Consider the following 25,918-nt stretch of genomic DNA (forward strand, 5'->3'; position numbering starts at 1 on the left):
GCCGCTCCGGCGCCCGCCGCCGCCCCCGAGGCGACTCCTGCTCCCCCCGCGGCCGACAGTGCTCCGGCCGCCCCGGTGACCGCGGACGCACCCCACGCGTCGCCGGCGACCGCGACGACCGGGAGCGGCTACCGCGTCCGGGCCGAGCGCCTGCCGATCATCGACCCGCAGCCCCGGCTCGAGGACGACCGCTGGCCCGCGAAGGCGTTCGTCGGCGAGGTCGTCCCCTTCGCTGCCACGGCCTTCCGCGAGGGGCACGACCTCATCGGCGTCGACCTCCTGCTGCGCTCGCCGTCCGGGGCCGAGTCGGAGCACCGCATGTCGCTCCTCGCGACCGGCACCGACCGCTACGGGCGCCTCGTGGCCCTCGACGAGGAGGGCGACTGGAGCTACCGCATCCGCGCCTACGCCGACGACTGGGCGACCTGGCTCCACACGGCCGAGGTCAAGATCCCGGCCGGCCTGGACATCGACGTCACCTTCGCCATCGGCGAGGGCCTGCTGCACAGCGGCGCCGACGACTCCTCGCGGCCCGAGGGCGAGCGCAGCCTGCTCTCCGACACCGCCGCCCGCGTCGGCGACACCACGCTGAGCGCCGAGGAGCGCCTCGCCTCGGCTACCGATCCCGCCGTCCACGGCGCGCTCGATGCCCGCCCGGTGATGAGCCTCACCAGCGTCTCGGAGCCGCGCACCGTCCACGTCGAGCGCACCCGCGCCGGCGTCGGCGCCTGGTACGAGTTCTTCCCCCGCTCCGAGGGCGCCGTGCGCCACGAGGACGGGACCGTGACCAGCGGATCCTTCCGCGCCGCGATAGACCGCCTCCCCGCCGTGGCGGCGATGGGCTTCGACGTGCTCTACCTGCCGCCGATCCACCCCATCGGCCGCTCCTTCCGCAAGGGCCCGAACAACACGCTCGACGCCGGCGAGAACGATCCCGGCTCGCCGTGGGCGATCGGCTCGGCCGAGGGCGGCCACGACGCGATCCACCCGGACCTCGGCACCGAGGACGACTTCCGCGCCTTCCACGCCGCGGTCGAGGCCGCGGGCCTCGAGCTCGCCCTCGACTTCGCCCTGCAGGCCTCGCCCGACCACCCCTGGGTCACCAGCCACCCCGAGTGGTTCACGACGCTCCCCGACGGCTCGATCGCCTACGCCGAGAACCCGCCGAAGAAGTACCAGGACATCTACCCGATCAACTTCGACAACGACCCCGAGGGCATCCGTCAGGAGTCGCTGCGGGTCCTGCGGCACTGGATCGACCTGGGCGTGCGCATCTTCCGCGTCGACAACCCCCACACGAAGCCGCTCGACTTCTGGGAGTGGATCATCCACGAGGTCAACGCCGAGCACCCCGAGGTCGTCTTCCTCGCGGAGGCGTTCACCCGCCCCGCGATCATGCGCGCACTCGGCAAGGTCGGCTTCCAGCAGTCGTACTCGTACTTCACCTGGCGCAACACCAAGGAGGAGCTCGGCGAGTTCTTCACGAGCATCTCCCACGAGACGGCCGACTACATGCGGCCGAACCTCTTCGTGAACACTCCGGACATCCTCACCGAGTACCTCCAGTACGGCGGCCGCTCGGCGTACAAGGTGCGGGCGGCCCTGGCCGCGACCGCGTCGCCGCTGTGGGGGGTCTACGCCGGCTACGAACTGGTCGAGAACGTCGCTCGCCCCGGCGCCGAGGAGAACATCGACAACGAGAAGTACGAGTACAAGACGCGCGACTGGGCCGGCGCCGAGGAGTCGGGCCGCTCGCTGGCGCCGTACATCACGCGCCTCAACGAGATCCGGCGCTCGCACCCCGCGCTCGGGCAGCTGCGGAACCTGCACGTGCACGGCAGCGACGACGACGCGATCCTCGTCTACTCCAAGCACCTGCAGGCCGCGTTCACGGGCACCGGGACCGACGACACGATCATCGTCGTCGTCAACACCGACCCGCATTCGGCCCGCGAGACCACGGTCCACCTCGACCTGCCCGCGATCGGGCTCGACTGGAGCGCGACCTTCGAGGTCGAGGACCTGATCACCGGCGCCGTCTGGACCTGGGGCAGCGACGACTACGTGCGGCTCGACTCGTTCGTCGAGCCCGTGCACATCCTGAGCGTGAAGGCGGACGAGCGATGAGCGGAACCACCCCCGAGGGCACGAGCCCGGCCGAGGAGGCGGGCCTCGGCGCGCACGCCGAGACGGTCCCGACGACCGGCACCAGCTCGGCGACCACCTCCGGCCACGGCGCGCACATCGCCGACGCGGCGCTCGACGCTCGACAGCACCCCGGAGCGGAGGGCGAGAACGCGCGCAGCTACGCGGTCGAGACGGTCCCGGAGGCGCCTCAGCCGGTCGCGGCCGACGACGCCGTGACCGTCGAGCCCGACGCCGACGACGCGGAGTCCGCTCCGGTCGGCAGCGGGGCCGAGGGCGACCTGCCCGACGACACGGACGCCGCCGATTCGGTCGCAGCCGACAGCGCCGCGCCCTTTGAGACGACCGCCGGCCCCGCCGAGACGACCGCGGACCCCGCCTCCGCTTCGGGCCCCGTCGACGGCACCGCTGCGATCGCGCTGCCCGACATCCCGGAGTGGGTGCTGCAGCAGCTCGCCACCGGCAGCAACGCGCTCCCCCACGACGTCCTGGGCCAGCACCTCGTCGCGGCCCCCGGCGTCTCCGACCCGGTGACGGTCGTCCGCGTGCGCCGCCCGCTCGCCGAGAAGGTCGCCGTGGTGCTCGCCACCGGCGCCCGCGTCGAGCTCAGCCACCTCAGCGACGGGATCTGGCAGGGCTTCCACGTCCTCGGTCCGCAGGCGTACACCGTCGAGGCCCGCTACGGCGGCGGCGGCGAGTGGACCGCGGAGGACCCCTACCGCTTCTCGAAGACGGTCGGTGATTTCGACCTCTACCTCATCGGCGAGGGCCGCCACGAGCGCCTCTGGGAGGCGCTCGGCGCCCGTCACCGCGAGCACGAGGGGGTCTGGGGCACGAGCTTCGCCGTGTGGGCCCCGCACGCCCAGGCCGCTCGGGTCGTCGGCGACTTCAACGACTGGAACGGCGAGGGCCACTCCCTCCGCAACCTCGGGACGACCGGGGTCTGGGAGATCTTCGTCCCGGGCGTCGAGCCCGGAGCCTCCTACAAGTTCGACCTGCTCTCGCGTGACGGCCACTGGGTCCGCAAGGCCGACCCGATGGCCCGCGCCACGGAGGTGCCGCCCGCGACGGCGTCCAAGGTCCCCGTCTCGCACCACCAGTGGGGCGACTCCGGCTGGATGGAGAAGCGAGCCTCGGTCGATCCGCACACGCAGCCGCTCAGCGTCTACGAGATGCACCTCGGCTCCTGGCGTCCGGGACTGGGCTACCGCGACCTCGCGGACCCGCTGATCGAGTACGTCACCGAGCTCGGCTTCACGCACGTGGAGTTCATGCCGCTCGCCGAGCACCCGTTCGGCGGCTCCTGGGGCTACCAGGTCACCGGCTACTACGCCGCCTCCAGTCGCTTCGGCACGGCCGACGACCTCAAGTACCTGATCGACCGTCTGCACCAGGCCGGCATCGGCGTCATCGTCGACTGGGTGCCCGGGCACTTCCCCAAGGACGACTTCGCCCTCGCCCGCTTCGACGGCGAGCCGCTCTACGAGCACCCGGACTGGCGCCGCGGCGAGCAGATGGACTGGGGCACCTACGTCTTCGACTTCGGGCACACCCAGGTGCGCAACTTCCTCGTCGCGAACGCCCTGTTCTGGCTCGAGGAGTTCCACGTCGACGCCCTGCGCGTGGACGCCGTCGCCTCGATGCTCTACCTCGACTACTCCCGCAAGGAGGGCGAGTGGCTGCCGAACCAGTACGGCGGACGCGAGCACCTCGAGGCGATCAGCTTCCTCCAGGAGGTCAACGCCACGGCCTACAAGCTGCACCCCGGCATCATGATGATCGCCGAGGAGTCGACGAGCTGGCCCGGCGTCACCCAGCCCACCAGCTCCGGCGGCCTCGGCTTCGGGCTCAAGTGGAACATGGGCTGGATGCACGACTCGCTCGACTACATGGCGAACGATCCGCTGTGGCGCCAGTACCACCTGGGCGAGATCACCTTCTCGTTCGTCTACGCCTTCAGCGAGAAGTTCGTCCTGCCGATCAGCCACGACGAGGTCGTGCACGGCAAGGGCTCGCTGATCCAGAAGATGCCGGGCGACCACTGGCAGCAGCTCGCGAACGTGCGCGCCTACCTCGCCTTCATGTGGGCCCATCCCGGCAAGCAGCTGCTCTTCATGGGCCAGGAGTTCGGCCAGTACTCCGAGTGGAGCGAGGAGCGGGGCCTGGACTGGTGGATCCTCGATCAGCCGAGCCACCGCGGTCTCTGGAGCCTCGTCGGTCAGCTGAACCGCGTGTACCGCGACTCGCCGTCGTTCTGGGAGCTCGACCACGAGCAGTCGGGCTTCGAGTGGATCGACGGCGGCGCGGCGGCGGCCAACGTCGTCTCGTTCCTGCGCAAGGACAGCGAGGGTCGCCCGATCGCCGTCATCGCCAACTTCTCGGGCTCGCCCGTGCACGGCTACCGCGTGAGCCTGCCCACGGCCGGCCGCTGGGAGGAGCTCGTCAACACGGACGCCGAGATCTACGGCGGCAGCGGAGTCGGGAACTTCGGAGCGGTCGAGGCTCGCGAGGAGCCGTGGGCCGGCCGCCCGGCTTCCGCCGAGCTGGTCCTGCCCCCGCTGGCCGTGCTCTACCTGCGACCCGCCGACTGATCGGTCCCCGCACGGAAGAGGCCGCCCGCCGCGACGATCGTCGCGAGCGGGCGGCCTCTCGGCGTTCCGGCCGGCGTCAGTAGAGCAGGCCGGTGAGCCGGGCCCGAGCCTTGTTGACGCGCGGGTCGGTCTGACCGACGATCTCGAAGAGCTCCAGGAGACGAGCCCGGACGGCGGCCTTCCCCTCGGCGTCGAGGCGCGGGAACATCGAGAGCAGCCGGTCGAAGGCATCCTCGACGTGGCCGCCCGAGACGTCCAGGTCGGCGACGGCGAGCTGCGCGTCGAGGTTCGACGGCTCGGCCGCGGCGGTCGAGCGGATGTCGTCGAGCGTGCGGCCCTGGAGGCGGGCCAGCAGCCGCACCTGCGCGAGACCGGCGACGGCGAGGTCGTCGCGCGGGTTCTGCGCGATGGCGGTCTCGTACTCGGTGATCGCCGCGGCGTAATCGCCCCGGTCGATCGCGTCGTAGGCCTCCTGGTGGTGCGGCGGCAGCGGCTCGGGCTCGGGCTCGCCGCCCTCGGCGGGAGCGACTCCCTCCACCGGCACCGTGCCCGTCACACCGTTCTGAGCGGCGAGCTGGAGGACCTGCTCGAGCAGGTCGCGCAGCTGCTCCTCGGCGACGAGGCCGCTGAACAGGGGCACCGGGCGGCCGCCGATGATCGCGGCGACCGTCGGCACGGACTGCACCTGGAACGCCTGCGCCAGCTGCGGGCTCGACTCCACGTCGACCCCGACGAGCACGAACGCGCCGGCGTACGAGACGACGACCTTCTCGAGCAGCGCGGTCATGCTCTGGCTCTGGTCCGACCAGGAGCCGCGCAGGTCGACGATCACCGGCACGCGCGACGAGAGCTGGACCACCTGGTCGAACTCGGCGTCGCCGGCGGTCAGCAGCAGAGGATTCGCGCCGGGCGCGCCTCCGGGAGCGGCGGGCGCGGCCGGGGCGCCGGCGGAGGCGGCGGGCGGGGTGCGGCGGTTCACCAGCGACGAGAGGTCGACGGCGCCGCGGAGGTTTCCGGGCAGGGGCGGGACGGTGCTCACGGCAGCTGCACCACCGAGACGAGTCCCTGGCTCCATCCGAGCATCACGATCTTCTCCTCCGATCCGACGGGCGGTACGTAGAACAGCAGTTGGTATCCGTAGGTGGTCTCGATGCCGGTCGTCGACTTGTCCGTGCCCAGCAGGGTCTGCGAGGCGCCGGAGGTCGAGACGGTCGAGCCCTCGGCAGTGGGGCGGACGGTCGACGTCTCGGCGATGCTCGCCGCGACGAGGGCCCCCGAGTCGTTCGTCGCGAGCGCGATCGTCGGCGACGTGCCGGCGGCGTTCGAGAACTCGATCGAGGCGGTGTCCGGCAGCGCCTCGCGGTCGGCGTTCTTCTTGTCGACGCCGACCTGCCCCCGGAGGGTGTCGCCGTCGGCCGCGAAGAGCTCGGCGTACTGGCTCGAGTCGCCGTTGGCGAGCACGTCCGCGTACGCGGAGCCGACGGTCTGCGGGGCGAGCTTCATCAGGCGCGAGTCGGGCGCCACGATCGACGTGCCGACGGTGACGGGCGCGACGTCGGGGATGCGCGCGTTGGCCTCGAGCGAGATGGCGTAGTCGACCTTGTAGTCGACGCGCGGGCTCGCCTGGCTCATCATCAGCGCGATCGGGGCCTGGGTGGAGTCCGTCGAGTTCTGCACGACGGCGGTCACCAGGCGCGGCCACGACTCCGTGTCCTGCGGGAGCACCAGGCTCACCGGGGAGGCCGGGATCGTCTGCGGCGGGTCGATCGTCCCGCCCTTGGCGACGACGTCGTAGTTCGTGGTGCGCTCGGTGAGCGCCTCGCCCTGGAAGCGCTCGGCGAGGATCCCGGCGTCCCGGGCGGCGTCGGCGCGCGACGCGACATCGGCGACCTCGGCGACGACGGCCTCCGCCTGCTGCGTGGTGACCACGGGGGTCGGCTCGGCCGAGACCGGCTCTGCCCCCGCGGTCGCCGTGGCGGACGCGGTCGGCGCCCCGCTCGCGCCCGCGGCGAGATCAGGCCAGTAGTCGGAGCTGCAGCCGGAGAGGAGGACGGTCGTCCCGAGGACGACGGGCAGCACCAGGGCCGTCCGGCGGCGCGAGGGCGCCGGCGACGCCGTGGAGGCCTGGATCCCGGCACGCGGCCGGGGACGGCGGGCACCGCGGGGGATCCGGCCCTGCGGTCCCTTCCGGCGCGGGCCGTGCTGGCGGCGCAGGTGGACGAAGGCCCAGATGTAGAGGACGAGGCCGAGGAGGAGGAACACGGCTCCTCCGAGCAGCAGCGGGCCGGCGAGGGGCGTCGCGGTGTCCACGGGCCAGCTGACGCGCACGGAGTCGGCTGCCGGCGCGGTGCCGTCGCTCGCGATGAGGATGGAGACGTCCTCCGGCACGTCGAGCGCCAGGGTCACGCTGCCGCTCCCCTCGAACTCCTCGAGCCAGAGGTCGGAGCCGCGCGGATCGACGACCGCCGCGTCGGCGGTCTCGACGTCGGAGGAGAGCTGGACGCGCTCCCCCGTCTCCTCCGCGGAGGTGAGGGTGTCGTCGGCGCGCTCGTAGCCGATGGCATCGTAGCTCGAGCCGCCCACCCAGCCCAGCACGTCGGAGGTCGGGGCGTAGGCGACGACGAGGTCGCCGCTGCCCTCGACCGTGATCGTCTGGCGTCCCGGGTTGGCGCCCAGGGTGCTGCCGTCGATCACCGCGTAGGGAGCGGAGGAGTCGAGCACGGTCTCGGCGGTGAGGGACTCCGGAGGAGCCCAGACCGTCCGCTGACCGATGCCGAGCACGATCATCGCGGCAGCGATGACGGTGGCGATGATGGCGAAGACGAACCGCACGAAAGAACTCCTCCTGCGTTGCCGGATCGGGGTGACGGCCGGGGCCGGCTCGGGGTACGCAGCCGGACCGGGGCGCGACGGCAACAGACAAAGACAGTCCACGATAGCCGATGCCCTCGCTCCGATGCCCGGGAGAAGCCGAGAGTGCGGCCCGGGCGGCGCGCGGTGCGGGTGTCGCCCCGGCCGCGGCCTCCGCGCTGAATACACTTTCCGAGTGCCGCGAGCCCCACCGCGGTCCTGCTCTGAAGGAGACGACGTGGCGAACGACGAGGCCGAATTCACCCAGGTGTTCCGTGGCTACGACCGGGACGAGGTCGACAAGGCCGTCCAGGGCCTGCGCCGCGAGCTCATCCACTCGAACACCCAGGCGGCCGAGAGCGGCCGCGAGGTGAAGCGCCTGTCCTCCCGGATCGAGGGCCTCGAGAAGGAGCTGCAGCAGGTCGGCACTCCCACTTACGCCGGCCTGGGCGCCAAGCTCGAGCACACCCTGCGCGTGGCCGAGGAGCAGTCCGAGCGGATCATCGCCCAGGCCGAGAACGACGCCTCCGCCCTCCGCCGATCCACCCGCGACGACGGCGACCGCATCCTCCAGGAGGCGCGCGACGAGGCCGAGCGCCTGGTGACCGAGGCGCGCCGCCGTGCTGACCGGACCCGCGACGAGTCCGAGGCGCAGGCCGCGGCGACGCTCGGCAAGGCCGCCGACGACCGCGACGTGATGACGCAGGACGCCGTCCGCGAGGCCGCCGCGATCCGCGGCACCGTGGCGACCGAGGCCGCCGAGACCCGCGCCACCGCGAAGCGCGAGGCCGCCGCGATCCGCTCCGAAGCCGAGCGCGAGGCTGCGGAGATGCGCGCCGTCGCCGCCCGCGAGATCGAGGTCGCCCGCGCCGAGGCCGCCCGCCTCGCCCAGGCCAACGAGCTCCTGCGGGCCGAGGTCGCCTCCGAGGTGGACCGGCTCCGGGCGGCCGTCGAGGCCGAGGTCGCCCAGGCGCGCGCGGCGGTCGAGGCCGAGGTGCTCTCGACCCGCGCCGCGCTCGACGCCGAGGTCGCCGCAGTCCGCGCCGAGGGCGCGCGCGAGATCGCCGACCAGCGCACCCGGCTCACCCAGGAGCGCGCCGAGGCCGTCGCCGTGCTCGACGCCGAGCTGGCGGGCCTGCGCGCCGCGTCCGCCGACGAGGCCGCTGCGCTCTCGCGCGAGGTCGAGCAGGCCCGGATCGACCTGGTGGTCGAGCTCGCCGCGCGCCGCGAGGAGGCCGACCGCGACGACCTGCTCCGCCACCAGGAGGCCGTCGCGCAGACCCAGCGCTACCTCGACGAGTCGAACCTGCAGCTCGCCGACGCCATCCGACGCGCGAACGACAAGCGCCTCGAGGCGGACGCCCTCCGCAGCGACGCCCTCGACGACACGACGCGACTGCGCCGGAAGGCCCAGGACGACTCCGACGCCCTCCTCGACGACGCGCGCGACCAGGCGCAGAAGCTCGTCGCGGACGCGGAGCGCCGCAGCCGCGAGCTGATGGACACCGCCGAGCGGCGCCTCGACGAGATCCGCACCGAGCGCGACGCGATCGCCGGCTATGTGTCGGGACTGCGCGGGCTCATCGGCCACATCGACGGACTCGCGGACGACAGCGACGGCGACGGCTCCGACGGCAGCGGCCCTGACGGCAGCGGCTCCGACGGCGGCTCGTCCGGCCGCTAGGCGGTCGCTGGGCGGGTCGGCTCAGCCGAGCTCGCCCGCCCACTCCGTCGGCAGCGGGGACGAGGCGGGCGCGACCACGCGCACGATCTCGTCGAGGACGCGCCGTGTCTGCGCCTCGCCGACCCAGAGGTGCTTCCCGCCCTCCACAGCGACGAGGTCCAGCTGCGGCACGCTCGCGAAGCGCTCGGCGGCCGCCTCCGGCCGCAGGTAGTCGTCGAACTCCGGGACGAGCGCCACGAGCGGTCGGCCGTCCTCGCCCCAGGCGGCGACCTCCTCCGCGCTCGTGCGGTGCAGCGGCGGCGAGAGCAGGATCGCTCCCTCGACGGGGTGCTCCCTCCCCCACTTCAGCGCGAGCTCGGTGCCGAAGGACCAGCCGACCAGCCAGGGGTGCGGCAGTCCGCGCTCCGCGACGAGCGCCAGGGCTGCGGCGACGTCGGCGCGCTCCTCGGTGCCGTGTCCGAACGCGCCCTCGCTCGTGCCGCGCGGCGACGCAGTGCCGCGGGTGTTGAAGCGGAGGACCGCCAGATCGGCGAGCGCGGGCAGGCGGGCGGCGGCCTTCCGCAGGATGTGCGAGTCCATGAAGCCGCCGTGTGTGGGCAGCGGATGCAGGGTGACCAGGGTCGCGACCGGCTCGCGCTCCAGGGGCAGCGCGAGCTCCCCGACAAGGGTCAGCCCGTCGGCCGTGTGCAGCTCGATGTCCTCGCGACGGGCGGGGAGGACGACGCCTCCGCGGATCTCGTGGGTCATCGTGCTCCTCGGATTCTCCAGCAGTGCGTGTGCCAGTGGCGGCGGCCGGCCAGATCGGCCGCGTCGCCGAGCGCGCCGTCGGCCCGCCAGGTGACCAGGTGCGGCTGGCCGATGTCGATGGTGAGCCCGCAGCCCGGGCAGAGGTAGTTCTTCACGGCCCGCGCTGCGGAGACGGGCTGGACGTTCCACTCCCGGCCGGCGTGGGACTCGGTGCGCCGGAAGCCGGCGAGCATCTGCGAGAGGTCGCGCTGCTCGTCGTCGTCGTCACGGCGGCCGCCCCGGGGTCTGTTGCTGCGCGGCATCCCCCCAGTCTAGGAGGCCGCCGCCGTGCCCCTTCCGTCAGTGGGAGCTGTCGTCCATCTCGAGCCGGGTCTCCTCGGCGTCGAGCATCAGCTGCGCCCGCCGCAGCGTCCGCGAGGAGTAGACCCCGCGCCCCCGGGCGTCCAGCAGTGCCTCCCGCTCGGCGAGCAGGACCGCTCGGCGCAGCCGCAGGTACTGCGCGTGCGGGCCGAGGGGCGCATCCTCCGCGCGGCCGACCTGTTCCCACGCCACCTGCGAGCGGGTCAGAGTGTCGCGGCGCACGCGCTCGAGGACGCGCTCGCCCGCCTCGCCGTCGGGCAGCTCCGCCACCGCCTCGGGGAGGGCCTGGATGCCCGTGGCCGCGACCTCGTCGAGCAGCGTCGCGAGCTCGCGGCGGTCTGCCTCTCCGTCGGTGCCCTGGATGCCGGTGAGCCGGATCAGCGCGGGGAGCGTCGCACCCTGCAGGAGCAGCGTCACGACGGCGACGGTGAAGGCGATCAGGATCAGCTGGGAGCGGTAGGGAGTCTCGTCCGGCAGCGACTGGGCCGCGGCGAGCGTGACCACGCCGCGCATCCCGGACCAGGACAGGACGACTCCTCCGCGCCAGCCGAACGCCTCGCTCGTGGTCGCGGCCAGATCGGTCTCGCGCCGGAGGTAGAGCCGCTCCGCTCTCACCTGCCGCCGCCGGAAGCGCTCGTCGCTGGTGGCGCTGTTGCGCAGTCGCATGAGGCCCACCGCCAGCCGCCGGTTGATCCGCTCCGCCCGCCGACCGGAGCTGCGCAGCCACAGGAGCAGCGGCCACACGAAGAGGGCCCGCAGCACGATCAGGATGACCACGGTGGCCAGACCCAGCAGCACCGCGGTGCCCACTCCGAACTCGCCCGGGTCCACGACCCCGGAGACGATCGCCTTGATCTCGGCGCCCATGAGCAGGAAGACGCCGTTCTCGAGCAGGAACTGCGCCGTCCGCCAGTTCACCCGCTCGCTGATCCGCGACTGCGGCGAAAGGAAGCGCGCGCTGTTGTGCCCCGTGTAGATCCCGGTGACCACGACGGCGAGCACCCCGGACGCGCCCAGCTCCTCGGCCGGGATGTAGGCCAGGAACGGCACGGCGAAGGACACGGCGGTGTCGAGCACCGGGTCCCGCAGCTTCGAGCGCACGAAGACGGTGAGAACGCCCATCACCAGTCCGAGGACGATCGCCATCAGGACGGAGTAGACGAAGAGGACCCCCACCTCGCCCACGTCGATCGCGTCGGTCGTGACGGAGGCGCCGACCACGGCCGCCGCAGCCGTCGCGGCGCGCAGCAGCACCAGCGCCGACGCGTCGTTCACAAGGCTCTCGCCCTCGAGCACCGTCACCAGGCGGGGCGGGAGTCCGAGCTTCTTGCCGATCGAGGTCGCGGCCACCGCGTCGGTCGGGCTCACGACGGCGCCCAGAGCGATCGCCGCGGGCAGGCTCAGATCGGGGAACACGAGGTAGAGGAAGCCGCCGACCACGAGGGCGGTCACGACGACCAGGAGGACCGAGAGCCCGAAGATCGAGCGCAGGTTCCGCCGGAAGTCGGTGAGGGGCACCTGGATCGCGGCCGAGTACAGCAGCGGCGGCAGCACGCCCGCGAGGATCAGCTCAGGCTCGACCTCGATGTCCGGGACCCCGGGGAGATAGGACGCGCCGATCCCGATGACGACCAGGAGCAGCGGTGCGGCGATCCCGAGGCGGCTCGAGAACCGCGCGACGGTGACGACCGTGATGATCCCGACGACCCCGAGCAGCGCGTAATCCACGGCACCAGGGTAGCGAGAGCCTCAGCCCGCCGGACGCTGTGCCGAGCGGAGGGGAACGATCAGTACCAGCCGACCGACTCGGAGTGGGCCCAGGCGCCGCAGGGCGAGCCGTAGCGGCCGGAGATGTAGCCGAGGCCCCAGGTGATCTGGGTGCTCGCGTTGGTCGCCCAGTCGGAGCCGGCCGACGCCATCTTGCTGCCGGGGAGTGCCTGCGGGATGCCGTAGGCACCGCTGGACTTGTTCTCGGCGTAGACGTTCCAGCCGGACTCGCGGTTCCAGAGGAGGACGAGGCAGTCGTACTCGCTGTCGGCCCAGCCGCGCTGCACGATCATGTCGTACGCGATCGCCTTCGCGGATCCGGGATCCGGAGCGGCGGCGCGCTGGACGGGAGCGGCGGTCTCGGCCTCGGCGGAGCCCGACTCCTCCTCGTCGATGGTCGCGGAAGCGGTCTGAGTCTCGGTCGGAGTGGGCGTCGGGGTCGGAGTGGGCGTCGGCTTCGCCTCGGCGCCGAACGAGTCGCGCTGGACGGTCCGCTCGACGGCGTCCGCGACGACGAGTCGCTGCGCGGAGTCGCCGTTGAAGCGCGCCGGGGCCTGGTAGTAGGGAGACGCGACCGCGCCGCTGGACGGATCGACGACGTTCACCATGGCGAACGCGATCGACGCCGTGAAGGCCAGCACCGTCACCGGGATCCGAGCCCAGGAGCGCCGCACCGGGGTCTGGTGCGGGATCGCCGGGCGACCGCTGGTGCGGTTCGCGGGCGTGTGGGCGACGGAGGTCTGAGGATGCTGAGCCACGATTACGAAAGCATAACGGACGATGACCTGATCGGCCAGCAGATCCGGCTCCGGTCAGCGGACCGCCAGCATCACGTCGACGACCGTGTCGAGCAGCAGGTCGACCTGCGCCTCGGCGTACCCGCCGCGCTGCGGGGCGAAGGAGACGGTCCGCACGTCGTCCACGGTCAGCACCGATCCGTCGCGGAAGTAGCCGGAGATCCTGTCGGCGAAGGCGTCGACCTGGCGGATGTTGTAGCCCGTCGTGAGAGCGCCGGCCCGGGTGAACCGCTCGCGGGGAGCGCGGGCCAGCCGGTTCACGATCTCCTGGGCGGTCGACCGCGCGTCCGCGAGCCACGCCTCCTCGCCCCGGGCCGCGATCGCGTACTGGCGCTCCCGCAGGGCGAAGGCGTCCTCGAGGCGCTCGAGCGCCGCATCGACGTGGGGCGCGGAGTAGCCGCCCTTGCGCAGGGTGAACGCGGTGTGGCGCAGGTCGGCGGCGCGGAGGTCCGCCGGTCCCCCGGAGAGCTGCGAGTAGGCCTCGCGCGCCGACGCGAGGAAGGAGTCGACCTCGGCCGTGTCGTAGCCGGGACGGGACTCGCGGGCTCGGGGGAAGGGAGCGGTCATCCCGACATCATGCCAAGCCGCGCGCCGGGAGCGGAATCGGCACGCCCCGGTGAGGCGTGCGCTCAGTGGGCGAAGAGGAAGTACAGCACGTAGGCAGCTGCGGCCGACGGCAGGATCGAGTCCAGCCGGTCGAGGACTCCCCCGTGGCCGGGCAGCCAGGAGCTCATGTCCTTGATGCCGATGTCGCGCTTGATCAGCGACTCGGCGAGGTCGCCGAGCGTCGCGGTGAGCAGCACCACGGCCCCGAACACCGCACCGACCCACCAGGGCTGGCCGAGCATCAGCAGGGCGAGCAGGACGCCGACGACGATCCCCGCGACGGCCGCACCGGCGAACCCCTCCCAGGTCTTCTTCGGGCTGATACGCGGTGCCATCGGGTGCTTGCCCCAGGTGAGTCCGCTCACGTAGGCGCCGGTGTCGACGACGATCACGAGCACCAGGAACGCGAACGCCCAGAGCTGGCCGCCGGGCTCGGCGACGAGACGGATCGCGAAGGCGCCGAGGAAGGTCGTGTAGCCCTGGACGAACGCGCCGAGGCCGATGTCGAGGGCGAGGTCCCTCCGGCTGGAGGCGGTGCGCCGGAAGAGCTGCTCCCCCAGCCGCCAGAGGCCGACGAGGACGGATCCGCCGAGGACCGTGGCCCACGCGGCGCCGAGGCCGCCGTAGTAGGCGGCCGGCACGGCGACGACCGCCACGATCCCGGTCGGGATGCGCGGGATGTCCCGACCGGCGTGGCGCAGAGCGTTCGAGAGCTCCAGCGCCGCGAGCAGCACCACCACCCCCGCGAGCACCATGAAGAGCTCCTTGACCAGGAGGAGGCTGACGACCATCGCGCCACCACCGAGGAGTCCGATCGCGGTCGCCGACACGAGGTTCCGGCCCGAGCGCGCAGTCAGGCGGTCGTTCGTCGCCTCGAGCTGGGCGCGGGTCGCCTCGAGCTGGCGCTCGACGTCGGCCCGGCCCTGCTGGGCGCGCGCACGCAGCGCGTCGCGGGTGACCATCCGGGATCCCCGGGCACCCGGGACGTGCGGAGACGGTCTCTTCTCGCCGCCCTCGGGTCCTTCGGGGATCTCGGGCACCGCTACACCTCGAGCAGTTCGGATTCCTTGCGCTTGAGCGCCTCGTCGATCGCGTCGACGTGCTGCTTCGTGAGCGCCTCGAGCTCCTTCTCGCCGCGGGCGAGCTCGTCGTCGCCGACGTCGCCCTTCAGCGCGTCGAGGTCGTCCTTGCCCTTGCGGCGGATGTTGCGCACCGCGATCTTGGCGTCCTCGGCCTTGGTGCGGACGATCTTGACGAACTCCTTGCGGCGCTCGGCGGTGAGCTCCGGCAGGGTCACCCGGATGATCGTGCCGTCGTTGGTCGGGTTCGCGCCGAGGTTCGGCATGTCCCGGATGGCCTGCTCGATGTCGCGGAGCGAGCCCTTGTCGTAGGGCGTCAGGACGAGCGTGCGGGCCTCCTGGTTCTGCATCGAGGCGAGCTGCGACAGCGGCGTCGGGGTGCCGTAGTAGCTCACCAGCACCTTCTGGAACATGCCGGGGTTCGCGCGTCCGGTGCGGACCGTGGAGAAGTCCTCCTTGGCGACCTCGACGGCCTTGCCCATCTTGGTCTTCGCGTCGGCCAGTACATCCGAGATCACAGGGAGCTCCTTAAGAGAGGGAAGTGGTCAGTCTAGTTCGAGACGAGCGTGCCGAGCTCGGCGCCGCGGATGGCCTTCGCGACGTTGCCCGAGGGCTCCATGCCGAAGACCTGCATCGGCATGCCGTTGTCCATGCAGAGGCTGAACGCGGTGGAGTCGACAACCTTGAGGCCCCGCTGGAGCGCCTCCTGGTAGGTCAGCGCGTCGAGCTTCTTCGCGTCGGGGTTCGTCCGCGGGTCGGCGTCGTACACGCCGTCCACACCGTTCTTGGCGACGAGGACCACGTCGGCGTGCGTCTCGAGCGCGCGTTGCGCGGCGACCGTGTCGGTCGAGAAGTACGGGAGTCCGGCGCCGGCGCCGAAGATGACGACGCGGCCCTTCTCCATGTGCCGGATCGCCCGGCGGGGGATGTAGGGCTCCGCGACCTGCGTCATCGCGATCGCGGACTGCACGCGCGTCTCGGCGCCCGCCTGCTCGAGGAAGTCCTGGAGGGCGAGGGCGTTCATCACCGTGCCCAGCATGCCCATGTAGTCGGCCCGGCCGCGGTCCATGCCGCGCTGCGAGAGCTCGGCTCCGCGGAAGAAGTTGCCGCCGCCGACGACCACCGAGATCTCCACCTCGGTCGCGGCATCGGCGATCTCGCGCGCCAGGGCGCTGATCACGTCAGGGTTCACGCCGAGCGTGCCGGCTCCGAACGCCTCCCCCGACAGCTTCAGAAGCACCCTGCGGCGCTTGCCCGTCGTCATCGCATCCGTCTCCGTCATGGACGTTTCCTCCCGTAGACCCGTACAAACCTATCCCGCGCGGAGCGGGCCCCGCGACCACGCCCGGGACCGCCCCGGGCAGAGCGAAGGGAGCCCGGGTCGACTGAACGACCCGGACTCCCTCCTGCAGTGCTGTTAGGCGCCGACCTTGAAGCGGGCGAAGCCCGACACGGTCAGGCCCGCGTCGCTCAGGACCTTGCTGACGGACAGCTTGTTGTCCTTCGCGTAGTCCTGGTCGAGCAGGGCGACCTGCTTGAAGTACGCGTTCACGCGTCCCTCGATGATCTTCGGCAGGGCGGCCTCGGGCTTGCCCTCGCCGCGCGAGATCTCCTCGACGATGCGGCGCTCGTTGTCGACCTCGGACTGCGGCACGTCCTCGCGCGAGAGGTAGGACGGGTTCGCGAACGAGATGTGCTGGGCGACGGAGCGCGCGGTCTCGGCGTCCTCGCCCGCGTAGCCGACGACCACGCCGACCTGCGGGGGCAGATCCTTGTTCGTCTTGTGGAGGTAGATCGCGAAGTGCTCGCCCGAGACGGAGGCCACGCGGCGCAGCTCCACCTTCTCGCCGAGGATCGCGGCCTCGTCGTTGATGAGGTCGGCGACGGTCTTGCCGTCGGCGGGGGCCGCGAGGGCCTCCTCGACCGTGGTGGAGCCGGCGGCGACGACCGCGGCGAGCACGGCGTCGGCGAGGGCGATGAACTTCGTGCCCTTGGCGACGAAGTCGGTCTCGCAGGCGAGCTCGATCATCGTGGCGACGCCGTCCTTCTCGGCGGCGGCGACGAGGCCCTCGCTCGTCGAGCGGTCGGCGCGCTTCGCGTTGCCCTTGGCGCCCTTGAGGCGGAGGATCTCGACCGCCTTGTCCAGGTCGCCGTCGGCCTCGACGAGCGCGTTCTTCGTGTCGACCATGCCGGTACCGAGCTGCTCGCGCAGCGTCTTGACGTCAGCGAGGCTGAAATTTGCCATGTTCTCGGAACTCCTCTTGGTTCGGAAACCCTGTGGCGCCGTCACTCGCGGCGGGCTCACGGGAGGAGCCCAGCACGCCGAGGTGACGGCGGTTCTTACTCGTGGTGAACGTGCACCGACCGAGCGGGGGCCGGACGACCGCGGGTGCGGCGTCCGACCCCCGTCACGGAACGGGGTGTCAGGCGGTGGCGGTCTCGTCGGTCGAGGTCGCGGCGGCGTCGGCCTCGGGGGCCTCCTCCGCGGCGGGGGTCTCGGCCTCGACGACGGCCTCGTCGGCGGTCTCGGCCTCGGCGTCGGCGACCTTCTCGGTCTCCGCGCCGGCCTGCTCGTTCGGCTCCTGCACGTCGGCGGCGGGCGCACCGGTGGAGAGCAGCTCCTGCTCCCACTCGGCCAGCGGCTCGACGGCGGAGACGTTGCCCTCGGCCTCGGGCTTCTGGTGGCGCTGGATGAGGCCCTCGGCCGCGGCGTCGGCGACGATGCGGGTGAGCAGGCTCACCGAGCGGATCGCGTCGTCGTTGCCCGGGATCGGGTACTGGACCTCGTCCGGGTCGCAGTTCGTGTCGAGGATGCCGATGACCGGGATGCCCAGCTTCTTGGCCTCGTCGATCGCGAGGTGCTCCTTCTTGGTGTCGACGACCCAGAGGGCCGACGGCGTCTTCGAGAGGTTGCGGATGCCGCCGAGCGACTTGTGCAGCTTGTCGAGCTCGCGCTTCTTGATGAGGAGCTCCTTCTTGGTGAAGCCGCTCTTCGACGTGTCGTCGAAGTCGAGCTCCTCCAGCTCCTTCATGCGGGCGAGGCGCTTCGAGACCGTCTGGAAGTTGGTCAGGAGGCCGCCGAGCCAGCGCTGGTTCACGTAGGGCTGGCCAACACGGGTCGCCTGCTCCGAGATCGCGTTCTGCGCCTGCTTCTTGGTGCCGACGAAGAGGATGGTGCCGCCGTGGGCGACCGTCTCCTTGACGAAGTCGTAGGTCTTGTCGATGTAGGCCAGCGACTGCTGGAGGTCGATGATGTAGCTGCCCGAGCGCTCGGTCAGGATGAAGCGCTTCATCTTCGGGTTCCAGCGACGGGTCTGGTGCCCGAAGTGGACGCCGCTGTCGAGCAGCTGGCGCATGGTGACGACTGCCATGAGTCGTTCTCCTTGTCTCGGGGCCCGGGCGCACGACGGCGCCGAACTCCCGTTCGGTTGTCTGCGACGGCCGGTCGGCACGTCGCCCTGGCGCCCGGCGCACTCCCGCCCCGGCCGCGTGAGCGGAGAGGGACCGTGGGGAGCGGAGGCCCAATGGGCGCGCGTAGTCACCCCGACGAGCGAGGTGCTCCGTGGAGTCTAGCACCAGGACGGCCGCCTCCCCCGCTGCTGCGGGAGGGCGGCCGTCGGGGCTCGGAAGACCGGTGCTACTTGCGCGCCGACTTCATCACGGTGCGGATGTGCAGGGTGTCCATCTCCTCCAGAGAGCGGCCCTTGGTCTCGGGCACGAACATGAAGACGAAGACGAACGAGATCGCCGCGAAGGCGGCGTAGAGGCCGTAGGCCAGGGTGAGCGACACGTCCTGCGAGAGGATCGGGAAGGTCACCGTGATGGCGAAGTTCGCGATCCACTGGGCCGAGGCCGCCAGGCCGAGCGCGGCCGCTCGGATCCGGTTGGGGAAGATCTCGCCGAGGAGGACCCACACCAGCGGGCCCCAGGTCGCGCCGAAGAAGACGACGAACGCGTTCGCCGAGACGAGGGCGATCGGCCCCCACGCGCCGGGCAGCGAGACGTCCTCTCCGCTGATCGTCGACTGGCTGAAGGCGATGGCCATCAGCGCGAGCGAGACGGCCATGCCGGCCGAGCCGACCAGCAGCAGCGGCTTCCGGCCGACCTTGTCGACCAGGAAGATCGCCACGAAGGTGACGACGACGTTCACGACCGAGGTGAAGACCGAGATCGCGAAGGAGTTGGACTCGTCGAATCCGACCGCGCTCCAGAGCGAGGTGGAGTAGTAGAAGATCACGTTGATGCCCACGAACTGCTGGAAGACCGACAGCAGGATGCCGACCCAGACCACGGGGAGCAGGCCGAGGGCGGGACCGCGGAGGCTGGAGCGCTTCGCGTTCTCGGAGTCCTCGTCGATCTTCTTCTGAATGTCCGCGAGCGCCTCGTCGACCTCGTCGCGCGGCGTGACCGTCGCGAGCACCGCCCGGGCATCCTCGGAGCGGCCGCGGGTCGCGAGGTAGCGGGGCGATTCCGGCAGGGTCAGGGCCAGGAGGCCGTAGATGACGGCCGGCACGGCGCAGGCGATGAACATCCAGCGCCAGGCGGCGACGCCGAACCAGAAGGGCTCGGAGGCGCCGTCCGCGCCGTTCGCGATGAGGGTGTCCGAGAGCAGGGCGGCGAAGATGCCGAGCGTGATCGCCAGCTGCTGCAGCGACGCGAGGGCTCCGCGGATGGCCTTGGGCGCGATCTCCGAGATGTAGGTCGGAGCGATCACGGAGGCGATGCCGATGCCGAGGCCGCCGACCACGCGCCAGAGCACGAGGTCCCAGACCGCGAACGCTGCGCCGGCGCCGATGGAGGAGATGAAGAAGAGCCCGGCGCCGAGCAGCATGACCTTGATGCGGCCCCAGCGGTCGGCGAGGCGGCCCGCGAGGTACGCGCCGAGTGCGCAGCCGAGCAGCGCGGAGGCGACGGCGAAGCCGATCAGCGCGGCCGAGAGCTGGAACTCGCCCTGCACCGCCTCCACGGCACCGTTCACCACCGACGAGTCGAAGCCGAAGAGGAAGCCGCCGACCGCCGCCGCGATCGCGAGGCCGATCACCTTCCTCTTCAGCTTCGCCGCCGAGGGGTTCGGGATGTCCGCTCTCCCGCTGGTCGTGTCAGATCGTCCGCTGGTCATGGTCGTCTCCGATTCTCGCCGCCGGTGGGGGCGGGGTGCCGCTCCCGAGCCGGATCACCGGCACGTTACTCCTCGCCGCGGCACCGCCGGGACGGGTTGCGCTCTCCCCCGGCCGATGTCCTCCCTCCACAGCCGGGCCCGTCGCGCTCTCCTCCCCTGATCCGCTCGGCCGACCACCGGTCCCAGACCGGCTCCAGGAGGGTGGCCGCATGCTCCGATCCCGACTCCTGCGCCCGGGCGTGTTCGCCCTCGCCGCTCTGCTCGTCGGGGCGCCTCTCGGCGCCTCGCCCTCCGGCACCTCGTCCCCCGGCCGGTCCGACCCGCGGTGGATCTCACCCGTCCCGGAGTTCTCCGTCGTGGAGCCGTGGGGCGCGCCGGCCCACCGCTACGCCCCCGGGCACCGCGGGATCGACCTCGCCGCAGCGGCCGGGCAGCCCGTGGTCGCCGTCGCTGCGGGCACCGTGTCGTTCTCGGGCAGGGTGGTCGACCGGTCCGTGGTGAGCATCGTGCACGCGGACGGTCTGGTCTCGACGGTCGAGCCGGTCGACGGATCGGTGACGGCGGGGCAGGTCCTCACCGCGGGCCAGCCCGTCGGAGCAGTGGGTGCGGGCGGCCACTGCGACGGGAGGTGCGTGCACCTCGGCGTCCGCGAGGGTGGCGACTACGTCTCGCCGATGCGGTTCTTCGGCGGGATCCCCCGGGCGGTGCTTCTGCCGATGGACGACGTGGCGCAGGGGGTTCAGCGAGTGGCGCGGAAGGGTGCGTCCAGCGACTCGCGCGTCCGGTCAGGCGCGGGGGTGGGCGAGGCGGTAGGCGTCGCGGATCCGCTCGGTCGAGACGTGGGTGTAGATCTGCGTGGTGCCCAGGCTCGCGTGGCCGAGCAGCTCCTGGACGGCGCGGAGGTCGGCTCCGCCGTCGAGCAGATGGGTCGCCGCGGTGTGGCGGAGGGTGTGCGGACCGGACGGTCCGGAGCCATGACCGCCGTCGAGGAGCCTCGCCACCACGCCGTAGACCGTGCGCGGGGTGAGGCGCGCGCCCCGCCGTCCCAGCAGCAGGGCCCCACTCCCGTCGCCGGTGGCGAGAGAGGGTCGGGCGCGCTCCAGGTAGTCGACGAGCGCCTCCTTCGCGGGGACGCCGAACGGGACGACCCGCTGCTTGGCGCCCTTGCCGGTGACGAGCACGGTGAGCCGGCCGAGATCGACGTCGCCCAGGTCGACGGCGACCAGCTCGGAGACGCGGATGCCGGAGGCGTAGAGCAGCTCGACGATCGCGAGGTCCCGCAGCGCCACCGGGTCCTCGGTCGCGCCTCGCGCCGTGACCGTGTCGAGCACCTGTTCCGCCTGCGGGAGCGTGAGGACCCGCGGCAGTGTCCGTCCCGACTTGGGCGTCTTGAGGCGTGCGGCGACGTCGACGGGGAGCCGCTCGTTCCGATGCGCCCAGGAGGAGAAGGAGCGGACGGCCGCGGTGCGCCGGGCGAGGGTCGCGCGGGCGATCCCCGACTCCGACTCTCGCCAGAGCCAGTCGCGCAGCAGCTCGAGGTCGAGCTCGGCGGTGAGGAGCCGCCCCTTCTCCTCCGTGTGGGCGATCAGGCGCGCCAGGTCGGAGCGGTAGCCCTTCGCGGTGGCGGGCGAGAGGGACCGCTCATCGAGGACGTACCGGAGGAAGTGCTCGACCGAGTCGGCGAGCGTCTCGCCGGTCATGATCCGTCCGGCATCCGCGACCAGAGGTCGATGCGCCCCTGCTCGTCGAGCCCCTCGAGCCGCTCGATCAGGTCGGTGCCGAACCGCGTCGCGATCGGGGCCGGTGCCGTCGGCACGAACGAGGCGGCCACCGTCTCCGGGTGGACGTGGACGAGCGAGAGGCTCTGCGCTCCGTCGACGCCGGCGAGCTCCCGCTCGGGCGCTCCGAGGTCCATCGTGTAGCTGGTGGCGCCGGCGACGAGCACGGGCACGCCCGCGAAGGTCGCAGCCGTGGGGTAGTGCAGGTGGCCGCCGAGGATCGCGCGGACGTCGGTACCGCGCACCACCTCCTCGAGGCGGTCGATCCCCCGCAGCTCGAGCACGGTCATCGCGCCGAGCGGCGTGGGCAGCGGAGGGTGGTGCAGGGCGAGGATCGTCCCCAGCGGGGCCGGTGCGGCGAGCTCGTCCTTCAGCCAGGCCAGCTGGGCGTCGGTGAGGTCGCCGTGGTGGAAGCCGGGCACCGCGCTGTCGAGCGCGATGAGCCGGAGCCCGCCGAGGTCGACGACCTGGTCCACGGGTCCCGCGCCCGCCGGGTCCTGCTCGAGGAGCACCCGCCGGAAGGCTCCGCGCTCGTCGTGGTTGCCCATCACCCAGACGATCGGGCAGCCGAACCGCTCGCCCACGGGGTCGAGCTGCTCGCGCACGCGCCGGTAGGCGTCCTCCTCGCCGCGGTCCGCGACGTCCCCGGTCACCACGATCGCGTCCAGGCGTCCGCCGCGCTCGGCCAGCCGGCCGACCGCCTGCGCGAGGCGGGCGACCGTGTCGACCTTCCCGTAGAGCGGAGCGCCGTCGGCCAGCAGGTGCGTGTCGCTCAGATGCGCGATGACCCTGTCGGCGGCGCGGAAGTGCCCGAGCTGCGGGCGCTCTCCGCCGTGTCCTGCTGCCGTGGCGTCCATGCCGCTCCCCTCGCCGATGCCCCTTCAGCGTAGGGCGGACCGCCGACAGCGCCGCGGCGGCGGGGCCGCTCACCCGGGCGCCCGCTCCCAGTCCCCGTCCTCGGAACGGTGGACGCGTCCGTCTGCGAGGAGCGCACCCAGCGCCGACAGTGCCGAATCGAGCGATTCCCCGGAGAGCCGGGCGACGGTTGCGGCGTCACAGCCTCCTTCGGATTCGACGACGGCCAGGACTCGCGCCTCAGCCGCGGTCAGCGCTCGGCACGATCCGTCGGCGTCGCCGACGGCGAGCAGTTCGAGCACATCCGCCGGCGAGGTGACGCAAGTCGCCGCGTACTCGCGGAGGAGCCGGTGGCAGCCGGCGGAGGAGGCACTGGTGACCGAGCCCGGGACCGCACCGAGGGGGCGGCCCAGGGCAGCCGCGTGGCCGGCGGTGTTGAGGGATCCGGAGCGGGCGCCGGCCTCGACGACGACGGTGCCCGCGGTGGAGGCGGCGATGAGGCGGTTGCGCTGCAGGAATCGCCAGCGAGTGGGCGTGGTGCCCGGCGGGACCTCCGTTGCGACGGCGCAGCCGGGGGTGGCGATGATGCGGTGGAGGAGGTCGGCGTGAGCCGTCGGATAGAGGCGGTCCGCTCCCCCGGCGAGGAAGGCGACCGTCCGGCCTCCGGAGCCGAGGGCGGCACGGTGGGCGACCGCGTCGATCCCGAAGGCACCGCCCGAGACGACGGCGACGCCTCGCGCCGCGACGCCCGCGGCGAGCTCGGCGGCGACGTGCTCGCCGTAACCGGTCGCAGCGCGGGCGCCGACGAGGGCGAGGCGGTGCGGCGGATCGAAGGCGGCGGGATCACCGCGCAGCCAGAGCAGGAGTGGCGCGTGCGGCCCGAGGTCGTCGAGCGACTCGGGCCACACGGGAGCCCCGGGCAGGAGCAGCCGGGCGCCGAGTCGCTCGGCGATCTCGAGACGTCGAAACAGGAGCCTGCGGTCCAGGCGCGGTCGCCAGCGCGCCAGCCCCGACTGGAGCGCGGCGACCTCGGAGTCGAGGGGCGCTAGCGCCGCGCCTCCTGCGTCGGAGGGAGCGCGATGCGGGGGCGCGAGGATCTCCTCCGCGGACGACGAGGACACGACGTGGGCGAAGGCCTCGGCCGCGCCGACCCTCTCGATGAGGAGGGCTGCGACGGAGTCGCCGGGCTCGGTCAGAGAGTTCCAGCCGCACCGCGCTGTAGCGTCGACGAGTGCGCTCCGAGCGCAGCCGGACTCACCCGAAGGCTCGCCGTCGGCAGCCGAGTCCGGATCGGCTGCGCCGCTCGGCAGCAGTCGGCGAACAGCATCGAGCTCCGCGCCGTCGAAGAGCGCGTCGGGCCGGATCACGCGGCACCCCCACGGAGGACGAGCGCGCGCGCGAGGTGGGCTGCTGACGGCCGGTCGGCTGCGTCGAGGTCCGCGAGCGTCCAGGCCAGGCGCAGGACCCGGTCGTAGCCGCGCATGGTCACCAGACCTCGCTCCAGAGCCCGGTCGAGCGTGCGGGACTCGGCACTGGTCGGGCGCACCGGGTCCGAGCGCAGCCAGGCGCCGGAGACCTCCGAGTTGAGCGTCCACGGAGTGGAGGCGAGGCGAGCCGCTGCCAGGGACCGCGCCGCAACGACGCGGGCGCGGGCCTGCGCCGTCGACATGCCTGACGTGTCTCGACGTGCGGCCAGCTGAGCCGCGCTGATGCGGCGGACCGTCAGTCGGATGTCGACGCGGTCGAGCAGCGGTCCGCTGAGCCGCGCGAGGTAGCGGCGGCGGACCGAGGGAGCACAGGTGCAGGTCTCTCCGGGGATGCCGAAGCGGCCGCACGGGCACGGGTTCGCCGCGAGGACGAGCTGCACCCGCGCGGGGAACTCGGCGACGGCGTTCGCGCGGTGGATGCGGATCACGCCGGATTCGAGCGGCTGGCGCAACGCATCGAGGGCGACGGACGAGAACTCGGGGGCCTCGTCGAGGAACAGCACTCCCCGGGTGGCGCGGGCGACCGCGCCGGGCCGGATGCGGCCGCTGCCCCCGCCGACGATCGCTGCGGACGAGGCGGAGTGGTGCGGACTCTCGAACGGCGGTCTGCGCACCAGCGCGCCACCGGTCGGCGCTCCGACGAGCGAGCGCATGCAGGTGGCCTCGAGCGCTGCATCGTCGTCGAGGTCGGGGAGGATGCCCGGCAAGCGCGAGGCGAGCATCGTCTTCCCGGCGCCGGGAGGCCCGAGCAGGAACACGTGGTGCCCGCCCGCCGCCGCGACGACCATCGCCTCGGCCGCCTCCTCGTTCCCCACCACGTCGGAGAGGTCGAGGCGGGCCTCCGGCTCGGACACCGTCTCAGACGGCGGCGCGGCCTCGGGGAGCACCGGCACTTCCCACTCGGCTCCGTGCCAGACGGCGGCCGCCGCCAGCGAGGAGACCGCGATCACCTCGACGCCGTCGACCAGCTCCGCCTCGAGCCGGTCCTCGACGGGGACCATCACGCGGCGCCTGCCCTCGCGGGCGGCCGCGAGCACCGCGGGCAGCACGCCCGGGACGGAGCGCAGCCGGCCGTCCAGGCCGAGCTCCCCGATGTGGACGACCGCGGCGACCGACTCCGCATCGACCTCGCGGAGCGACGCGAGCGCGGCCAGCCCGATGGCGAGATCGAAGGCGGAGCCGTGCTTGGGCATCGCGGCCGGCGAGAGGTTCACGGTGATCTTGTACTCGGCGATGGTGCTGCCGGAGTTGATCGCCGCCGAGCGCACCCGCTCCTTCGCCTGCGCGAGCGCGGCGTCGGGCAGGCCGATGATCACCATGCCAGGGGTGCCGTCGGCCGAGTGCGCCTCCACCCCGACCACGGCTCCCGCGAAGCCGACGAGACCGACCGCCGAGGTCCTTCCCAGGCCCATCAGGCCACCGCCCGCAGGTGCCGGATCTGCGACGGGACTCCCCCGGGCGCGACGATGCCGACCGCGTCGATCCGCAGATGCCGGGAGCGCTCGTGGTGCTCGTCGGCCCAGGCGTAGGCGAGTCGGCGCAGGCGCTGCGCCTTGGCCCGCGTGATGGCCTCGACCGGCAGTCCGAAGCGCGTCGACGAGCGCGTCTTCACCTCCACCACGACCAGTGCCGACCCGTCGCGGGCCACGATGTCGAGCTCGCCCTCGCGGACCCGCCAGTTGCGGTCGAGGATCTCGAATCCGTTGTCTCTCAGGTGCGCCGCCGCGATCTCCTCGCCGCGCCGCCCCAGTTCGTCCTTGTCCATGCGTCCTCCTGCCGGAAGCGTGCCGGAGCAGGAACAAGCGCTGTACGGCCGGGAGGGGATCCGGGGAGAAGAGGGCCGAGGTGGCGGGTGGGGAGGGACGTCGGACCGGGGTCTCGATAAGCCGCCGGGTGCGGCTACGCGACCAGCTGATGTATCCGCGCCGCCTGACGACGAGACGCGCGGAGCCGAGGATCCGAGAGAGCTCCGGAGCGGGGTGGGGCTCCTGGCACCGGGTCTCGATGCGCCGTCGGAGGCGGCTACGCGACCAGCAAGGGGTCCGGAGCCTGC

The 25,918-nt window shown here is 72.5% G+C and carries 21 protein-coding genes and 1 pseudogene; 4 read left to right on the forward strand and 18 right to left on the reverse strand.

The window, feature by feature from the left end; genetic code table 11:
* Positions 1–156: 156 nt before the first annotated feature.
* Positions 157–2,127 (forward strand): alpha-1,4-glucan--maltose-1-phosphate maltosyltransferase, encoded by a 1,971-nt coding sequence (locus C5C53_RS08005; RefSeq protein WP_308470981.1) that lies wholly within the window; start codon positions 157–159, stop codon positions 2,125–2,127.
* Positions 2,124–4,736, forward strand: a complete 2,613-nt coding sequence (gene glgB / locus C5C53_RS08010) for a 1,4-alpha-glucan branching protein GlgB (RefSeq protein WP_181127734.1) — start codon at positions 2,124–2,126, stop codon at positions 4,734–4,736. Before C5C53_RS08005 ends, glgB begins: the two co-directional genes overlap by 4 nt.
* A gap of 76 nt (positions 4,737–4,812) precedes the next feature.
* Here the strand turns inward: glgB and C5C53_RS08015 are convergent, their stop codons facing one another.
* Both C5C53_RS08015 and C5C53_RS08020 read right to left on the reverse strand, forming a co-directional pair.
* Positions 4,813–5,775 carry a tetratricopeptide repeat protein gene (locus C5C53_RS08015; RefSeq protein WP_104254948.1) on the reverse strand — a complete coding sequence of 321 codons (963 nt, stop codon included), beginning with the start codon at positions 5,773–5,775 and terminating at the stop codon, positions 4,813–4,815.
* Positions 5,772–7,568, reverse strand: coding sequence for a hypothetical protein (locus C5C53_RS08020; protein WP_104267269.1), 1,797 nt, complete (start codon positions 7,566–7,568; stop codon positions 5,772–5,774). Before C5C53_RS08020 ends, C5C53_RS08015 begins: the two co-directional genes overlap by 4 nt.
* Positions 7,569–7,824: 256 nt before the next feature.
* Here C5C53_RS08020 and C5C53_RS08025 point away from each other — a divergent pair, with 256 nt between their 5' ends.
* Positions 7,825–9,270, forward strand: a complete 1,446-nt coding sequence (locus tag C5C53_RS08025) for a DivIVA domain-containing protein (RefSeq protein ID WP_104262833.1) — start codon at positions 7,825–7,827, stop codon at positions 9,268–9,270.
* Between the two features lie 21 nt (positions 9,271–9,291).
* Here the strand turns inward: C5C53_RS08025 and C5C53_RS08030 are convergent, their stop codons facing one another.
* The 11 genes from C5C53_RS08030 to C5C53_RS08080 all read right to left on the reverse strand — a co-directional run bounded on the left by C5C53_RS08030 (position 9,292) and on the right by C5C53_RS08080 (position 19,745).
* Positions 9,292–10,017 (reverse strand): alpha/beta hydrolase, encoded by a 726-nt coding sequence (locus C5C53_RS08030; RefSeq protein ID WP_104226862.1) that lies wholly within the window; start codon positions 10,015–10,017, stop codon positions 9,292–9,294.
* The gene (locus C5C53_RS08035) at positions 10,014–10,319 is read right to left on the reverse strand and encodes a hypothetical protein (RefSeq protein WP_181027199.1); all 306 of its coding nucleotides are present in this window, start codon (positions 10,317–10,319) and stop codon (positions 10,014–10,016) included. The genes C5C53_RS08030 and C5C53_RS08035 overlap by 4 nt, the downstream gene beginning before the upstream one ends.
* Positions 10,320–10,356: 37 nt before the next feature.
* A complete protein-coding gene (locus C5C53_RS08040) occupies positions 10,357–12,105 on the reverse strand; it encodes a sodium:proton antiporter (RefSeq protein ID WP_104226863.1) in 1,749 nt (582 codons plus the stop codon).
* 59 nt (positions 12,106–12,164) lie between these two features.
* Positions 12,165–12,902 (reverse strand): lytic transglycosylase domain-containing protein, encoded by a 738-nt coding sequence (locus C5C53_RS08045; RefSeq protein WP_258075396.1) that lies wholly within the window; start codon positions 12,900–12,902, stop codon positions 12,165–12,167.
* 54 nt (positions 12,903–12,956) lie between these two features.
* Positions 12,957–13,508: a DivIVA domain-containing protein gene (locus C5C53_RS08050; RefSeq protein ID WP_104226865.1), complete on the reverse strand. Its 552-nt coding sequence runs from the start codon at positions 13,506–13,508 to the stop codon at positions 12,957–12,959.
* Between the two features lie 62 nt (positions 13,509–13,570).
* Positions 13,571–14,509 carry a phosphatidate cytidylyltransferase gene (locus C5C53_RS08055; protein ID WP_104232500.1) on the reverse strand — a complete coding sequence of 313 codons (939 nt, stop codon included), beginning with the start codon at positions 14,507–14,509 and terminating at the stop codon, positions 13,571–13,573.
* Positions 14,510–14,589: 80 nt separating this feature from the next.
* Entirely contained in the window at positions 14,590–15,144 is a 555-nt protein-coding gene (gene frr, locus C5C53_RS08060) for a ribosome recycling factor (RefSeq protein ID WP_104267270.1), read from the reverse strand.
* A 32-nt stretch (positions 15,145–15,176) separates the two neighbouring features.
* Positions 15,177–15,890, reverse strand: coding sequence for a UMP kinase (gene pyrH, locus C5C53_RS08065; RefSeq protein WP_374952923.1), 714 nt, complete (start codon positions 15,888–15,890; stop codon positions 15,177–15,179).
* A gap of 153 nt (positions 15,891–16,043) precedes the next feature.
* Complete coding sequence (tsf, locus tag C5C53_RS08070; protein WP_104223895.1) at positions 16,044–16,871, reverse strand: translation elongation factor Ts; 828 nt, start codon at positions 16,869–16,871, stop codon at positions 16,044–16,046.
* A 178-nt stretch (positions 16,872–17,049) separates the two neighbouring features.
* Entirely contained in the window at positions 17,050–17,997 is a 948-nt protein-coding gene (gene rpsB / locus C5C53_RS08075; protein ID WP_104223896.1) for a 30S ribosomal protein S2, read from the reverse strand.
* Positions 17,998–18,263: 266 nt separating this feature from the next.
* Positions 18,264–19,745: a sugar porter family MFS transporter gene (locus C5C53_RS08080; RefSeq protein ID WP_104223897.1), complete on the reverse strand. Its 1,482-nt coding sequence runs from the start codon at positions 19,743–19,745 to the stop codon at positions 18,264–18,266.
* Positions 19,746–19,954: 209 nt separating this feature from the next.
* On the opposite strand from C5C53_RS08080, the pseudogene C5C53_RS17595 reads away from it, so the two are divergent.
* Positions 19,955–20,407: pseudogene (locus tag C5C53_RS17595) on the forward strand (murein hydrolase activator EnvC family protein); the annotation flags it as partial.
* Positions 20,408–20,530: 123 nt separating this feature from the next.
* Here the strand turns inward: C5C53_RS17595 and C5C53_RS08090 are convergent.
* From C5C53_RS08090 to C5C53_RS08110, 5 genes are all read right to left on the reverse strand, one after another.
* The gene (locus tag C5C53_RS08090; RefSeq protein ID WP_104267271.1) at positions 20,531–21,445 is read right to left on the reverse strand and encodes a tyrosine recombinase XerC; all 915 of its coding nucleotides are present in this window, start codon (positions 21,443–21,445) and stop codon (positions 20,531–20,533) included.
* Positions 21,442–22,380, reverse strand: a complete 939-nt coding sequence (locus C5C53_RS08095; RefSeq protein ID WP_104223899.1) for a phosphodiesterase — start codon at positions 22,378–22,380, stop codon at positions 21,442–21,444. The genes C5C53_RS08090 and C5C53_RS08095 overlap by 4 nt, the downstream gene beginning before the upstream one ends.
* 69 nt (positions 22,381–22,449) lie before the next feature.
* The gene (gene dprA, locus C5C53_RS08100; protein ID WP_258075397.1) at positions 22,450–23,745 is read right to left on the reverse strand and encodes a DNA-processing protein DprA; all 1,296 of its coding nucleotides are present in this window, start codon (positions 23,743–23,745) and stop codon (positions 22,450–22,452) included.
* Positions 23,742–25,277 (reverse strand): YifB family Mg chelatase-like AAA ATPase, encoded by a 1,536-nt coding sequence (locus C5C53_RS08105; protein ID WP_104267272.1) that lies wholly within the window; start codon positions 25,275–25,277, stop codon positions 23,742–23,744. Before C5C53_RS08105 ends, dprA begins: the two co-directional genes overlap by 4 nt.
* Positions 25,277–25,630 carry a YraN family protein gene (locus C5C53_RS08110; RefSeq protein WP_104223901.1) on the reverse strand — a complete coding sequence of 118 codons (354 nt, stop codon included), beginning with the start codon at positions 25,628–25,630 and terminating at the stop codon, positions 25,277–25,279. The genes C5C53_RS08105 and C5C53_RS08110 overlap by 1 nt, the downstream gene beginning before the upstream one ends.
* Between the last annotated feature and the right edge of the window lie 288 nt (positions 25,631–25,918).

This window comes from Rathayibacter sp. AY1E3, assembly GCF_002932235.1.
In the GTDB taxonomy this organism is placed as follows: Bacteria; Actinomycetota; Actinomycetes; order Actinomycetales; family Microbacteriaceae; genus Rathayibacter.